11 protein-coding genes are annotated in these 14,497 nt (G+C 39.4%); 2 read left to right on the top strand and 9 right to left on the bottom strand.

Going from position 1 to position 14,497, the window contains the following annotated elements; genetic code table 11:
* Window positions 1–37 precede the first annotated feature (37 nt).
* From H7R46_RS01015 to H7R46_RS01000, 4 genes are all read right to left on the bottom strand, one after another.
* On the bottom strand, window positions 38–379 hold the full coding sequence (locus tag H7R46_RS01015) for a GlpM family protein (RefSeq protein WP_005066878.1): 342 nt from the start codon (window positions 377–379) through the stop codon (window positions 38–40).
* Between the two features lie 52 nt (window positions 380–431).
* Window positions 432–785: a DUF1304 domain-containing protein gene (locus H7R46_RS01010; protein ID WP_005066877.1), complete on the bottom strand. Its 354-nt coding sequence runs from the start codon at window positions 783–785 to the stop codon at window positions 432–434.
* Between the two features lie 65 nt (window positions 786–850).
* A complete protein-coding gene (locus H7R46_RS01005) occupies window positions 851–1,828 on the bottom strand; it encodes a zinc-binding dehydrogenase (RefSeq protein WP_005066875.1) in 978 nt (325 codons plus the stop codon).
* A 3-nt stretch (window positions 1,829–1,831) separates the two neighbouring features.
* Window positions 1,832–2,434, bottom strand: coding sequence for a TetR/AcrR family transcriptional regulator (locus tag H7R46_RS01000; RefSeq protein ID WP_005066871.1), 603 nt, complete (start codon window positions 2,432–2,434; stop codon window positions 1,832–1,834).
* A gap of 296 nt (window positions 2,435–2,730) precedes the next feature.
* Here H7R46_RS01000 and uvrA point away from each other — a divergent pair, with 296 nt between their 5' ends.
* Window positions 2,731–5,562 (top strand): excinuclease ABC subunit UvrA, encoded by a 2,832-nt coding sequence (gene uvrA / locus H7R46_RS00995; protein ID WP_005066870.1) that lies wholly within the window; start codon window positions 2,731–2,733, stop codon window positions 5,560–5,562.
* A gap of 40 nt (window positions 5,563–5,602) precedes the next feature.
* Here uvrA and H7R46_RS00990 read toward each other — a convergent pair whose 3' ends face one another.
* Window positions 5,603–7,312, bottom strand: coding sequence for a GGDEF domain-containing protein (locus tag H7R46_RS00990; protein WP_005066867.1), 1,710 nt, complete (start codon window positions 7,310–7,312; stop codon window positions 5,603–5,605).
* A 1,010-nt stretch (window positions 7,313–8,322) separates the two neighbouring features.
* Here H7R46_RS00990 and omp33-36 point away from each other — a divergent pair.
* On the top strand, window positions 8,323–9,225 hold the full coding sequence (gene omp33-36, locus H7R46_RS00985) for a porin Omp33-36 (protein ID WP_005066862.1): 903 nt from the start codon (window positions 8,323–8,325) through the stop codon (window positions 9,223–9,225).
* 59 nt (window positions 9,226–9,284) lie between these two features.
* On the opposite strand, the gene H7R46_RS00980 is transcribed toward omp33-36, so the two are convergent.
* The 4 genes from H7R46_RS00980 to H7R46_RS00965 all read right to left on the bottom strand — a co-directional run bounded on the left by H7R46_RS00980 (window position 9,285) and on the right by H7R46_RS00965 (window position 14,333).
* Window positions 9,285–11,252 (bottom strand): BCCT family transporter, encoded by a 1,968-nt coding sequence (locus H7R46_RS00980; RefSeq protein ID WP_005066859.1) that lies wholly within the window; start codon window positions 11,250–11,252, stop codon window positions 9,285–9,287.
* A gap of 166 nt (window positions 11,253–11,418) precedes the next feature.
* Entirely contained in the window at window positions 11,419–12,111 is a 693-nt protein-coding gene (locus H7R46_RS00975) for an ion channel (RefSeq protein WP_005066857.1), read from the bottom strand.
* 172 nt (window positions 12,112–12,283) lie between these two features.
* Window positions 12,284–13,999, bottom strand: a complete 1,716-nt coding sequence (locus H7R46_RS00970) for a cation acetate symporter (RefSeq protein WP_002121878.1) — start codon at window positions 13,997–13,999, stop codon at window positions 12,284–12,286.
* A gap of 1 nt (window position 14,000) precedes the next feature.
* Complete coding sequence (locus H7R46_RS00965) at window positions 14,001–14,333, bottom strand: DUF485 domain-containing protein (protein ID WP_000372818.1); 333 nt, start codon at window positions 14,331–14,333, stop codon at window positions 14,001–14,003.
* Window positions 14,334–14,497 lie beyond the last annotated feature (164 nt).

Raw genomic sequence — 14,497 nt, 5'->3', positions numbered from 1 at the left:
GTTCAATTTAAAAGATTAAGGGATTTCTCTTAATCTTTTAATGTTGAAATAGCTGCCAGCCATAAATTAAACCTGCCGCAGCTACGACCCAACATAGAGTTGCTAATCCTAGACAAGACCACATCGACATTCGTGTTGCCAGCACATAAACAACAACTAAATAAATGGCATAAGGAATAAGTGACCATAGACCAAACAGAGCCGTTTTTTGTAATGCTTCGGCTCCTTTTTGCTGAAAAACAATCACATGAGCAATTAAAGCGAAGGTAGGAAAAAGTGGGACTAAACCTGCAATGTAAAATGCCTTACTTTTCGATAAAATCGAAATAATGAGGACAACCCCAGCCCCTAACATACACTTTAAAAATAACGCCCACATGCGCTGATCCTATCTGGTCATTTCCATTTCAAAACGCTGTATTTTGCGCTTTTTAAAGAAAATTAACAGCGACCAAAGCAATTAAAGCAGGAACTGCTTGAATATAAATAATCTTTTTGCTGGCAGTCAGACCGCCATAAATACCTGCAATCAGTACACAACCTAAAAAGAAATTAGCAATTGATGTTGCAAATGGTGCATCAACTAATAAGGACCAGAATAAACCCGCCGCTAAAAAGCCATTATAAAGACCTTGGTTCTGTGCCATCACTTTGGTGAGTTTTGCTTTTTCGGCATTATTTCCAAAGGCTTTCATGCCATAAGGCTTGTCCCACAAAAACATTTCTAACACTAAAATATAGACATGTAATATTGCGATAAGTGCAATTAAAATTTGTCCGATCATACGATTTTCCTTTTTATTTTAAAGATATGAAAAAAGATCAGTCTCTCGACTGATCTTTTAATGTGTTACGGTTTTAACAACACTTTGCCTTGACGAGCACCTTGTGTTGCTCTTTGAGCAGCTGTTTTAATCTCATCAAAACTAAATACACCTTCTACAGGCAGAATTAATTTTTTCTGAGTCGCTAGTGTTAGCAGCTCAACGATCAATTCCTTTTTACGAGCTGCTGGCATTTCTTTATTGACCACACTCGCCCAGAAACCTTTTACTGTCGCTTGTTTGAAAATCAAATCGCCCGATGAAATCTGCATGGTTTCGCCAGTCATACTGCCAAACGAAACGAGCAAGCTATTTTCACTGAGTAAATTCAGCATTTCGCCACTTGCAGTTCCTCCAATCGAGTCCACACCAGCAATCAGCGGTTGGTCGCCGTGAATCTGTTTAACTTGCTCTTTCCAGTTTGGCTGATCAGTCGCAACAACATGCTGAATACCTAATGCTTGCATCTCTGCAATCGCATCAGTACGACGAACTAAATTAATTACAGGTAAGCCACGTGCCTGTGCAATCATCGCAACTGTTTTACCGACTGCACCATTTGCCGTGTTTTGAATGAGCCATTGACCCGGTTGAACATTTACAAAGTCGAGTAGCATGAGAGCACTAATTGGCATACCAATCAGCTGTGCTGCTGTTTCATCATCAATTTCATTATTGAGTGGAATAATCCCATGAGCTGGTGCAATAAAGTATTCAGCCCAACTGCCATGCACAGCCGCAACTGCGATACGTTGCCCTATCTGTACATGAGAAACGCCTTCACCCAATGCATCTACAACACCAAGTGCTTCACTACCACCAATCGCAGGTAAGGTTGGCTTGTAGCCATAGCTTCCACGTACTGTCCATACATCATGATTATGAATTGGAGACATGATGGTTTTAATACGCACTTCGCCTGCTTTTGGTTCTGGCTTTGGCATATCCGCCTGCTCTAAAACGTCTACAGGTTCGCCAAAATTACGATGGATAATACTTCGCATGCTTTATTCCTCTATCGGTTTTAAGAGTTGTTGGGTAGTTTCTAAGGCTAAATGTAGATGTGCTTTGTCTTGCGACAATTTTGTGAGTAAAGCAGCACCTAACCATAACTGATACATGACTTGCGCAGTTTTTAAAGGCTCAATATGTTTTGGAATTGATCCTTCTTGTTGCCCTTCTTTGAGTAGCAAAGCCAAACGTTGCGTTAGTTTGTGCACACCGTCATTGAGAATTTGGCGCATGTCTTCTGATAAGTCAGAAACCTCTGCCGCTAACTTCACAATCAGACAGTTTTCAGCCCAACTACCGTTTACGGGATCATCAATCCATGCCTGCCATAGGGCCATTAAACGAGCATGGGCACTTTGCTCACTGCGTTGCCAAAGTTGTTCCATACGAACTTTATAATCAGCCATATATTGCTCGAGCAATGCACAGCCAAATGCCTCTTTCGAAGCAAAGTAGTGATAGAACGAACCTTTGGGTACGTCACAAGCCTTTAAGATTTCTTGCAAACCAACACCGACAAAACCTTTACGTAGTACCAGCTCAAAGCTCGTATCTAAAATGTGTTGTCGCGTGGTTTCACTTTTATTTAATCGTTTCATGCACACATCATAAACAACTATTAGACCAGTCGTCTAGTAAAGTTGTGTTGCTGGTTAAAATTTGCTTAGAGTAGAAATCTGAAGTAAGGAATGTTAAAAATACAATCTGCTTATTTAAACAAATTTTGTCGATTGTCGTTTAACCGTCACAATTTGTCGCTTTAAATCATTTTGTACCACTTGAACAATTTTAAATCGTTATCATATATAGGGTCTGTTGTTTATAACCAGTCACACCTCTCTGCGACTGAGCAATCAACACCTAAATTTTCATCAATACATAATTGAGATGTTTTATGAGCCAAAGTCATATCCGTATTCGAGGCGCACGTACCCATAATTTAAAAAATGTGTCTCTCGATATTCCACGCGACAAATTTGTGGTAATTACGGGGTTATCAGGTTCAGGAAAATCTTCTCTTGCCTTCGATACCCTGTACGCCGAAGGACAACGCCGTTACGTCGAATCACTTTCAGCGTATGCCCGTCAGTTTCTATCGCAAATGGAAAAGCCTGAAGTTGACTCGATTGAAGGTTTATCACCAGCGATTGCCATTGAGCAAAAATCTACCAGTCATAACCCACGTTCAACCGTTGGTACGATTACCGAAATTTATGACTATTTGCGTTTACTTTACGCACGTGTCGGCACCCCTTACTGCCCTGAACACGACTTACCAATGGTTGCGCAAACTGTTTCTGAAATGGTCGATGCGGTAAAAACGCTTGAAGAAGGCACAGCACTTATGTTGCTTGCCCCAGTGGTTCGTGAACGTAAAGGTGAATACAGTAACTTGTTCGAGCAGCTACAAGGTCAAGGTTTTGTTCGTGCCCGTGTGGATGGTGAAATCATTGATATTGATACACCACCAGAACTCGACAAAAAGAAAAAACATACCATCGAAGTTGTAGTCGACCGCTTCAAAGTACGTGAAGACTTAGGTAACCGTATTGCCGAATCATTTGAAACCGCACTACGTTTAGGAGGCGATATTGCTGTTTTATCGTGGATGAATGGCGAACATCCTGATCGTGTTTTTTCTGCAAAGCATTCATGCCCTGAGTGTGATCGTGCAGTCGCAGAACTTGAGCCACGTTTATTTTCATTTAACAACCCGTTCGGTGCCTGCCCTGTTTGTGATGGTTTAGGTACCCGTAGTCATTTTAGTTCTGAAAAGCTCATTCCAAATCCGGATCTTGCAATTAGTGAAGGTGCTATTCGTGGTTGGGATCGTCAACGTCCATATTACTATTCAATGCTACAAAAAGTTGCCGATCATTTTGGTTTTCAGCTTGATACGCCTTGGAACAAGCTAGATAAAGATACTCAAAAGAAATTCTTACAAGGTACTGGCAAAGAAAAAGTTGATTTAAGCTATATCGACGAACGTGGCCGTAAACATACTCGCGTACAACCGTTTGAAGGGATTTTGCCGCACCTTGAACGTCGTTACCGTGAAACTGAAAGTAACTATGTACGGGATGATTTAGCTCAATATCTCTCTAATGCAGCGTGTGATGCATGTGATGGTTCACGTCTCAATGAAATTTCACGTCATGTTCGTGTGAAAGACAAAACCATTGCTGACATTACCCGCATGTCGATTGGTGATGCTGAAAGCTACTACCAAGGTTTAAACCTTGAAGGTGCTAAAGGTGAAATCGCAGATAAAATCTTTAAAGAGATTCGAGAGCGTTTACATTTCTTGGTGAGTGTGGGACTTAACTATTTAAGTCTGGCTCGCTCTGCAGAAACCTTATCTGGTGGTGAAGCACAGCGTATCCGTTTAGCTTCGCAGATTGGTGCAGGTTTAATGGGCGTCATGTATGTGCTCGATGAACCATCAATTGGTCTACATCAACGCGATAACGATCGTTTATTACAAACTCTGATTCGCTTACGTGATTTAGGCAACACGGTATTAGTCGTTGAACACGATGAAGATGCAATCCGTGCTGCTGACCATATTATTGATATCGGTCCTGGTGCTGGTGTACACGGCGGTGTGATTATTGCTGAAGGTACTTATGATGAACTGGCTAAACATGCCGACTCACTCACAGGACAATACCTTTCTGGCAAACTCAAAATTGAAGTGCCAAAAAAACGTACTGAATCACCACGTCCAGATGAAGTCATCAAACTTTCAGGTGCAGCAGGTCATAACTTAAAAAATGTCGATTTAACGATTCCGCTCGGCATTATGACTTGTGTGACTGGCGTTTCAGGTTCGGGTAAATCAACACTGATTAACCGTACTTTGCTTCCATTAGCTGCAACACAACTCAATGGCGCAACGACGTTAACCGCTGAAAAGTTTGACTCGATTGATGGACTTCAACATCTAGATAAAGTTGTTGATATTGACCAAAGCCCGATTGGCCGTACACCGCGTTCTAACCCAGCGACTTATACAGGGTTATTTACGCCAATCCGTGAGTTATTTGCTCAAACCCCAGAAGCGAAAGCGCGTGGTTATAGTGCGGGTCGTTTCTCGTTTAACGTAAAAGGCGGACGCTGTGAAGCCTGTGAAGGCGACGGTATGATCAAAGTCGCAATGCACTTCCTACCAGACATGTATGTGCCATGCGATGCGTGTCATGGCAAACGTTATAACCGTGAAACGCTTGAAGTGGGCTATAAAGGCAAAAACATTTCTGATGTTCTAGAAATGACTGTTGAAGATGCTGCTGAGTTCTTTAGTGCCATTCCAGTCATCCACCGCCGCTTAGAAACCTTAACTCAGGTGGGCTTAGGCTATATTCGTTTAGGTCAAGCCGCTACGACCTTATCGGGTGGTGAAGCGCAACGTGTAAAACTTGCACGTGAGTTAGCAAAACGAGATACGGGTAAAACTTTATATATCTTGGATGAACCAACAACAGGTCTACATTTCCATGATATTGCCAAGTTACTCGATATTTTGCATGAGCTACGTAACAAGGGTAATACCATTGTGGTGATTGAACATAACCTTGATGTGATTAAAACAGCTGACTGGGTTGTCGACTTAGGTCCAGAAGGTGGTTCGGGCGGTGGTATGATCATTGCCGAAGGCACACCTGAACAAGTGGCTGAGGTTGAAATTTCACATACAGGTCGTTTCTTAAAACCGATGTTGAAATAATTTATTGAATAAAAAAAGCCGGAACTCATTTCCGGCTTTTTTACCCCTCAACCGCATTCCGACCTCTGGCTTTAGCTCTTAATAAAGAACGGTCAGCTTTCTCTAAAAGCTCAATCCAACTCGCTGCGCCTATGGCAAAACCAATACTGACAGAGACATGCAATTTTTCATCTGAACCAGATAAACAAATTTCTTCTAAAGAAATCGCAATCCGAATTTTCTCTGCTAAAAGACGAGCATCTATAAATTGCACCTGCTCTAGCAATATTAAAAACTCATCTCCGCCATAACGAACAATTAAATCCGAACTACGAATATTTTGCTTTAATTGCTCGGCAATACTGACAATGACGCGATCACCTACAATATGCCCATATTGGTCGTTCACCTGTTTAAAACGATCTATATCGATAATCATTAAACAGGTCTGCGTAAATTTTTGAGGATAACTTTCAACTATTTTTAAATATTCAGATAAAGCTAAACGATTGGAGACTCCGGTGAGTGGATCAGTATTGGCAATATTCTTTAACTGAAATTCAAAAGCGTCGCGTTGTTGCAACATACGTTGTAATCGGTCAATTGCTTCAAATAGAGAAAAAAATTCACCTTTGGTGGCGACATTCATCTCATCTTTACAATGATCAGAACTATGCGATAAATCTAAAATTAAAGTTCTCGCTTTAATTAAAGGCGAAAATACTCGTCTTTGCGCATATATCAGGGTAAGTAACGCTGTTGCTAAAGAAATTAGAGAAATAAATAAAGTTAAAAAGAAACCATTTCGAGCAATTGCATTTTCTTGAGTGGCAATGACTACACTCTCATCAAGAATATAACTTTGCAAATCAACCACAGTGGTAAATTTACCTACAATTGCTTCGGTTAACTGTGTACCACTTAAAAAATATGGTTCGCTCTTTTGGCTTTCTTCTAATAGCCTTTCTACAATCGGAATACCCTGATCTATAAACTCTGTTTTCACTCTAGAATATAACCGACGGTATTCTGGAGTTTTTGCCTGTTCAGGCTGTAAGGTATCGACCAAAATCCATAAATATCTAGCTTGGTGTTGAGTTTGTAATGAACGTGCACGATTATTACTTGGGATCTCTTCATTAAAACTGACGGGAGCAATAATGTTAGAGGCCATACGCCCAGCCTGATCACGCATATCAGTCAGCACAATAATAAGCGTAAAATAATTAGAGATACGGCTATCTTTACTTTTTAACTGCAACATTAGTTTTTGCAGTATTTCCCTACAATTATCCCATGCGCCAAACATCCCTAAAATGGCATTATCCAGTTGAACAGAAGTTCTTGCTGTATATGGAGTTTCACCGTAATAATCAACCACATGTCGGGCTTGTCTAAGATTTTCTTTAAAATTGGTTTGCAGCTCATTGGCTAAGGAAACATAACCAGCTTGTTTTAAAATTAAAATGCTTGTATCAATTTGTGCATCAACGATTAAACGAAATTTTTTTAATTCTTGCTGATTTTTTACCAAATCATGAGGACCACTCGACATCATTTTATTAGCAGGAGCACGTTCCTTAGAAACTTTATAGGCAATATCGGCTACTGCTCTTAAACTTTTTATTTCAGCTAGGGCTTGTCTAGTTTTTATATAATCCTGATAGCTTCCCACAATAAGAGGTACTGCCATGAATAATAAGGATAAAATAATAACCAGCATAAAAAAGAACAGTCGATTACTAATATGCTCTGAACGTAATCCTGACATTTCTAGCTGGTACTCCGTAAATGTCCTGCCATTTTTAATACGATATAAATTAGGCTTAAATCCATCCTAGCATTTTAATAACTAAAATTTCATCATTAACCCCTTCATTTCTTTTTTAATAATTATACGATCCCTAAATTTTGTCAGCTTAAATAACAAAATGAATCGAAAAATTGAATGCTTTTTATAAAAAAACTCTATTTTACAGATTAAAGATTTTTAATCATGATAGTAAAAACAGTATTTACTTGTCCTCTTGGATGCCTCTCCCAGCATCCACTGCCCAGCTTTAAGCTGGGCTCTTTTTGGCCTCTCATTTTTTCAATAAAATTCACATAACTCTTATTTTAATTTTTAGATTTTCTTACAGATAAAAAAAAGCTCAACCTTGGGGAAAGCTGAGCTCGTAAAATCTGATGTGTTCTACACATCGTATCTGGGCAAGCACTTTAAATCCTAAAAAACGTTAGGCAGTGAACTTTGCAATCGAATTATGTGATTTACCTCTACCTTTGTAAAGTTGATTAAATTAATCAGGATTAAAATTTTAATCGTTTTTTCAACTTAAAATAGAGATTTCTTTTATTTTATTCACTTATATAATAATTAAGAATAGTTAAATTTTTTAGTTAAACTAATCCAAATATTGTTAACTATTCCTCAAAATAAAAAGAATTTGACAATAAAATGGCGGTTTTTTATTCACATTGTAAACACAGCTATATTTTTGTTAATGTTAAAACCGATTAATGCAATCTATTTTTCCAATCACAATTGTAATATCTTTTTAACATTTACTTCTTAATTCTTAATGAAATATAATTATTAGCTTATTGTAAATGTTCATTTTTTTATCAGGTTGACAAACCACTTTTCATTTGATTAGTTTTTCACCAATTTTAACATAAGTGTCAAATATCTTTAACATTACCTGTTCTAGATTATTGACTTCATAAATTGTTACAATACAATGACCCCAGCTTTATCTCTTGTTAATGCTGGAAATGATTATGAAAAAACTTGGTTTAGCCACTGCTGTATTATTAGCCATGACCGGTGCTCATGCTTATCAATTTGAAGTTCAAGGTCAATCTGAATATGTTGACACAACTGCAAACGATAAAAACTTCACTGGTGACGTTGCTGGTACATTCTATTTAAAAAATGTTGATACCGCTAAGGGTCCTTTAGCTGAAGCAGCTTTCTTGAACCAAGCTTCTAGCGTATCTTTAGGTTATAGCTACCAACAGTATGACCAAAACAACGGTTTGAACTACCACGTTGGTACATACGGCGTTAAAGGTGAGGCTTACGTTCCTACTCCTTACCTTCCTGTATATGCTAGCGCAACTTATAACCACACTGATGTTGATGGTAAAAACAACTTCTCTAAAGATGACAACGGTGACCGTTATGCATTAGAAGTTGGTGCTATGTTGTTACCTAACTTCTTGATGACTGTTGGTTATACAAGCGTTGCTAACCAATTCGCTTTAGATAACTTCGGTATCATCAGCAACGGTATCTACACTGCTGCAAACCAAACTGCTGCGATTCAAGACGACCAAGATGCTGTTACAGCTCGTGCTAAATATGTAGGTCCAATCGATGGAACTAACATGGCAATTGGTTTTGAAGCTGCTGGTGCTTTCGGTCAAGAAAACCAATACGGTTTGAAAACTGACCTTTACTTAACTCCTAAGTTAAGCGTTGGCGCTTCTTTCGTTGGTAACGATGGTTCAGCTGATATCAAAGGCAATGACCTTGGTGAATTCCGTCAAGCTTGGGGTGGTAACGTAAACTACTTCATTACTCCAGCTGTAGCAGTTGGTGCATCGTACATGAAAGCTGACGTTAAAAAGTCTAGCTACGATACACAAACTATCGGCTTAAATGCTAAATTCCGTTTCTAATTTAATTTAGAAATCGAATTAAAAAAGGACTCAATTGAGTCCTTTTTTTACAGCTAAATTTAGCTTCGTACAATATTTAAGAAATATAAATGGCGTTCATATTGATCGATAATGTCTTGGATCAAATCCTCTTGGGTCCAATCCATTACATCATAGTTCTGTCCACCTTCTCTTAAAAACACTTCGGCTTGGAAATATTGCCCATCTTCGGCTTCAGTACGTCCAATTAAAAAACTTGGTGGTACTGTTTCACGTGAAACAACTTTATAAATAAAATTAATTTCATTGTGATGATCGACTCGAAGCTGCATCCCATCCTCAAGTTGAGTAATTAAAACTTCTAAATGACGGCGTCTAAATTCATGTTTGATATTTTCAAACGCACGAGCTACTTGTTTTTCGATATATTCTCTAACCTCTTCTTCACTATGAGGATAGTGCATGATTAAACCTAGCCGCTGTTGCCAGCTTCTTGGATTATGAATGGCACGTGGGGTAATTCGAGCTTCCTGAATTGCTTGCATTTTCGTGACATCAAGATGCAATGCTTTTATTAATCCCCAACTCATGAACAGCATAACCACAGTAAACGGCAATGCACTCATAATGATTGAAGATTGAAGCGCAGCCAAACCACCGACTAACAATAAAATAATGGCGAGTACAGCCATCAATACTGTCCAGAACAAACGCTGCCAAGTTGGTGAATTTTCAGTTTTTGCAGTTAAGTAGTCTGTTACCAATGCTCCCGAGTCAGCAGAGGTCACAAAGAATAAAACGACTAAAACGGTAGCCAAAATATTCATGACACCTGACCACGGTAAGTGTCCTAAAAACTCAAATAGAGCTACTGATGAGTCTTGCTGAACAGCCTGAATGAGAGTGGCTTGATGTTCATGGATAATGCTAAATAATGCAGCGTTTCCTAAAAAGCCCATCCAGATAATGGTAAAGCCTGTCGGGATGAGGAGAACCCCTACAATAAATTCTCGAATGGTACGACCACGTGAAACCCTTGCGATAAACATACCCACAAATGGCGACCAAGAAATCCACCAAGCCCAATATAAAATGGTCCAACCACCAATCCATCCATTCGGCTGATAAGCGTATAAATTGAATGTCATGGTAAAAAGGTTAGAGATATATTGCCCAGTGTTTTGAATAGTAGTCTGGAGTAAATAAATACTAGGACCAGCAACAAAAACAAAGACTAATAATATTAAGGCTAAGACTAAGTTTAGCTCTGATAAACGTTTAACCCCTTTATCAAGACCTAAGAACACAGACAAGGAAGCTAAAATGCTCACAAAAATAATCAGTAATACTTGAATATGGGTGCTTTGCTCGACACCGAACAAATAATGTAAACCCGAGTTAATCTGGGTAACGCCAAACCCTAGAGAAGTTGCTACACCAAATACCGTACCAATAGTTGCGAATATATCGATGCTGTCGCCCCAAGGCCCATAAATCTTCTTACCAATGAGAGGATAAAGGGCTGAACGGGTCTTTAACGGTAAATTATGTCGATAAGCAAAATAAGCCAATGCCAATCCGACCACTGCGTAAATAGCCCACGCATGCAAGCCCCAGTGGAAGAAGGTCACCCTTAATGCTTGCTGTGCTGCCTCAATAGTCTGAGCATCTCCACTCGGTGGATTAACATAATGCATGACAGGTTCGGCAACCCCGAAGAACATGAGACCGATACCCATCCCTGCTGTAAACAGCATGGCAAACCAAGACCCATTATTATATTCAGGCTGACTATGGTCAGGTCCTAATTTAATTCGACCTATTGATGAACAGGCGATATAAATCAATAAAATGAGAAAGAAGGCTACAGATAAAACATAAAACCAGCTAAATGAATCGGTGATCCATTGTTTTAATTGCTGCGTTAGAAGTTCAAAAGAACTCGGGGCGATCACAACAACTGCCAAGAACAAAGCAATGATAATGACCGTACCAAAAAATACGTTAGGATTAACGTTTGCGAACCAACCTGGTTGTTTGGAAGGCATAACTCCTCCATGTTATTTTAATGAAAAGTGACAGGCATAAAGCCAATAAAGACATTCACAGAATGAACAAAGTTAAATCTTTCAATAGAGAAAGCCGATAATACTTTAAATAAACTTAAATAATATTGCAGTTACAAAGGTGTAAAAAATTAAAACACCTTCTCCTTTATTTGTCAGAATCCTTCTTTGTTGGATGGGCAATGTACTGTAGAGCAATTAAGCGTGTGACAATCAAAGCGAGATACATCACGCCACAAAACATTTGTAGCATGGCCAAAACGCGTGCTGGTGGACTAAGTGGCATTAAATCAGATAAGCCTGTTGCTGACTGTAAGCTGAAGCTCAGGAACAGTAGATCTAACCAAGTCTGCAAATGATGAACATTGTTTGGATTTTGGAAGCTAGCTGGAATCAATAGCTGACAAATGTTGTAGAGGAATGCAAAGCCCCAAGCAAGCAAAGTAAAAACCGCGGCGGCTGCAAATAATTCATCTCTTGTTAAATAGCGATCAGCAAACATATAACGAAATAAACCGTAAGCAGCCGAAAAGTAAGCTAGCGCTTCACAACTATGAGCAAATATCTGGATCGTTAAATTGCTATAGCCCAATAAAATAAAGACTGAGGATATAATCGCTCCACTGACAAAAGTTAATCCCAGAAAAGTAAACATTGGAGTTTGGCGAATCACTTTGGCAATAATAAGTAAGGCAAGCACTCCTAAAGCCCACGTTAGGGTCCGGTAAAATACATCATGAAAGGTGAGCATGGCCAAAATGAGTAGGATAAATTGCACAAGCAGCAACCATGCAGAAGGTAGCAGTCGAAAGCTCGCCCAGAAGTCCATAATAGATCGCATTTAATTATTTTCCTTTTTCATTATGTTTTGAATTATAAGAAATCATACTGTACAAAAAATAGGACAAACAAGTTGTTCTTTATTAAAGAGCTTCTTTCACTTTAATGTATGAGATCAACAAAAAAAGCCCCGCAGGGCTTTTAATGAGATAGATATTTAATCCATTTTGATTTTAGTGATCTGAGGCACCAGAAGCACCGATACCTGTCATTGAACGAACGTATTGGGCATCGAATGCAGCACGCTCTTTTTTAGCACGTGCAGAGTTGTCTGTCACCGAGAAGAACCAACAGCAAAGGAATGACAATGGCATAGCAAATAATGCAGGACCATTGAATGGGTTAACTGGTGTATCAGAGATTTTTAAAGTATCTACCCAAACCGCTTTAGACAGAACAATCAGTACTACCGCTGTTACAAGACCAACCACACCACCGATAACTGCACCACGAGTAGTTAAACCTTTCCAGAACATTGAAAGAACAAGAATTGGGAAGTTTGCACAACATGCCACAGAGAACGCTAAGCCCACCATGAATGCTACGTTTTGCTTTTCAAACAAGATACCCAAAATCATGGCAAAGATTGCTAAACCAAGTGTCGCAATTTTTGACATACGAAGTTCTGAAGCTGGAGTCGTTTGACCTTTCTTGAATACGTTAGCGTATAAGTCATGTGAGATTGCAGATGCACCTGAAAGTGTTAAACCAGCAACAACAGCAAGAATCGTTGCGAACGCTACTGCTGAAATGAAGCCCATGAATAAGTCACCGCCTAAAGCGTCACTTAAATGCACGGCTGCCATGTTGTTACCACCAACAAGTTCAAGCTTGCCTGATACTGCCATTTTTGCAACATCAAGGAATTGAGGGTTGTTTGATACGAAAAGGATCGCACCGAAACCAATAATGAAAGTTAAAAGATAGAAGTAACCAATGAAACCTGTCGCAACCACAACCGATTTACGTGCTTCTTTTGCGTCTTTTACAGTGAAGAAACGCATAAGAATGTGTGGAAGACCCGCTGTACCAAACATGAGTGCTAAGCCAAGAGACAATGCATCAATCGGGTTTGCGGCAAGTTTACCTGGACCCATAATTTTTGCAGCTTCTTCAAAGCTTACGCTGTGAACTTTACTGAATACTTCAATTGATTGAGTGAACATGTTGCTGAAGCTGAAACCAACCGCTTTCATTACCATGAATGCCATGAAAGTCGCACCACTAAGCAACATAACCGCTTTAATGATCTGTACCCATGTTGTTGCCAACATGCCACCAAAGATCACATATGCCATCATTAATAGACCAACGATGACAACAGCGATGTTGTAGTTCAAACCAAATAGTAATTTGATGAGCTGGCCCGCACCTACCATTTGAGCGATCAAGTAGAATGCCACAACCACAAGCGAGCTTAAGGCAGCTAAAGTACGGACCGGTTTTTCTTCGAGACGGAATGACACTACATCTGAAAGGTTGTATTTACCGAGGTTACGTAAACGCTCTGCAACCAAGAATAAAACGATTGGCCAACCTACCATAAACCCAAGAGAATAAAGTAAGCCATCAAAACCCGAACTAAACACCATCGCGGAAATACCGAGGAAAGATGCAGCTGACATATAGTCACCGGCAATTGCCAATCCGTTTTGGAAACCGCTGATTCCGCCCCCTGCGGTATAGAAATCTTGTGCTGATTGAGTTTGTTTTGCAGCCCACTTAGTAATAAACAAAGTGAAACCAACAAAGATCAAGAACATAATAATGGCATGCCAGTTAGTGGCTTGCTGTTCGGCTTCACCCAAATCTGGACCAGCCATAGCAACAGTTGAATATAGCGATGCTGCTGCCAATAAGGCTTTCGCTTTTAATGAATTCCATTTCATATTAGTGTAATCCTTTCTCATGCGTGATGGCTTCAACTTCCTTCAACGCTTCTTCACTCAACTGGTCAAGGGTATTGTTTGCGATATAGGAATACACGCCACACAGTAGGAAAGATAAAACAATAATTCCTAAGCCTAGTGGAATACCCCATGTCGTTACACCACCACTAAATGAACTCATTAAAAATTCTTTGTTGTAGCCAACAAGTAGCATAAAGCCCACATAAAGCACTAACATAATGATTGTGAGCGTCCAGCTTAATGCACTTTTTTTCTTGACCATCTTTTGAAACTTTGGATTGCGTAGAATCTGTTCTACTTGGCTCTGATCCATAACCAAACTCCTTGCCTGTGCCCAACCTTGGTCACTTTTTTAATAGTAGTTTCTCATTATTAAAATTAGCAAAATAACGTGTAATTCGTAACTTAGACTTTGGTCGTTAAAATTTAATCAATTTATAGCTTTGTTTCTGCTTGCGGTATGATAGGCGCAAGGTT

Source organism: Acinetobacter sp. BEC1-S18-ESBL-01 (assembly GCF_014169935.1).
Lineage (GTDB): Bacteria > Pseudomonadota > Gammaproteobacteria > Pseudomonadales > Moraxellaceae > Acinetobacter > Acinetobacter pittii.
The sequence above is the reverse complement of the archived record's forward strand: the minus strand, read 5'-3'. Positions and strand labels throughout refer to the sequence as shown.

What these genes read in the sequence shown, in the direction of transcription:
- H7R46_RS01015 (WP_005066878.1), bottom strand. Translation starts at nt 379, where the DNA reads ATGTGGGCGTTATTTTTAAAGTGTATGTTAGGGGCTGGGGTTGTCCTC.
- H7R46_RS01010 (WP_005066877.1), bottom strand. Translation starts at nt 785, where the DNA reads ATGATCGGACAAATTTTAATTGCACTTATCGCAATATTACATGTCTAT.
- H7R46_RS01005 (WP_005066875.1), bottom strand. Translation starts at nt 1,828, where the DNA reads ATGCGAAGTATTATCCATCGTAATTTTGGCGAACCTGTAGACGTTTTA.
- H7R46_RS01000 (WP_005066871.1), bottom strand. Translation starts at nt 2,434, where the DNA reads ATGAAACGATTAAATAAAAGTGAAACCACGCGACAACACATTTTAGAT.
- uvrA (WP_005066870.1), top strand. Translation starts at nt 2,731, where the DNA reads ATGAGCCAAAGTCATATCCGTATTCGAGGCGCACGTACCCATAATTTA.
- H7R46_RS00990 (WP_005066867.1), bottom strand. Translation starts at nt 7,312, where the DNA reads ATGTCAGGATTACGTTCAGAGCATATTAGTAATCGACTGTTCTTTTTT.
- omp33-36 (WP_005066862.1), top strand. Translation starts at nt 8,323, where the DNA reads ATGAAAAAACTTGGTTTAGCCACTGCTGTATTATTAGCCATGACCGGT.
- H7R46_RS00980 (WP_005066859.1), bottom strand. Translation starts at nt 11,252, where the DNA reads ATGCCTTCCAAACAACCAGGTTGGTTCGCAAACGTTAATCCTAACGTA.
- H7R46_RS00975 (WP_005066857.1), bottom strand. Translation starts at nt 12,111, where the DNA reads ATGCGATCTATTATGGACTTCTGGGCGAGCTTTCGACTGCTACCTTCT.
- H7R46_RS00970 (WP_002121878.1), bottom strand. Translation starts at nt 13,999, where the DNA reads ATGAAATGGAATTCATTAAAAGCGAAAGCCTTATTGGCAGCAGCATCG.
- H7R46_RS00965 (WP_000372818.1), bottom strand. Translation starts at nt 14,333, where the DNA reads ATGGATCAGAGCCAAGTAGAACAGATTCTACGCAATCCAAAGTTTCAA.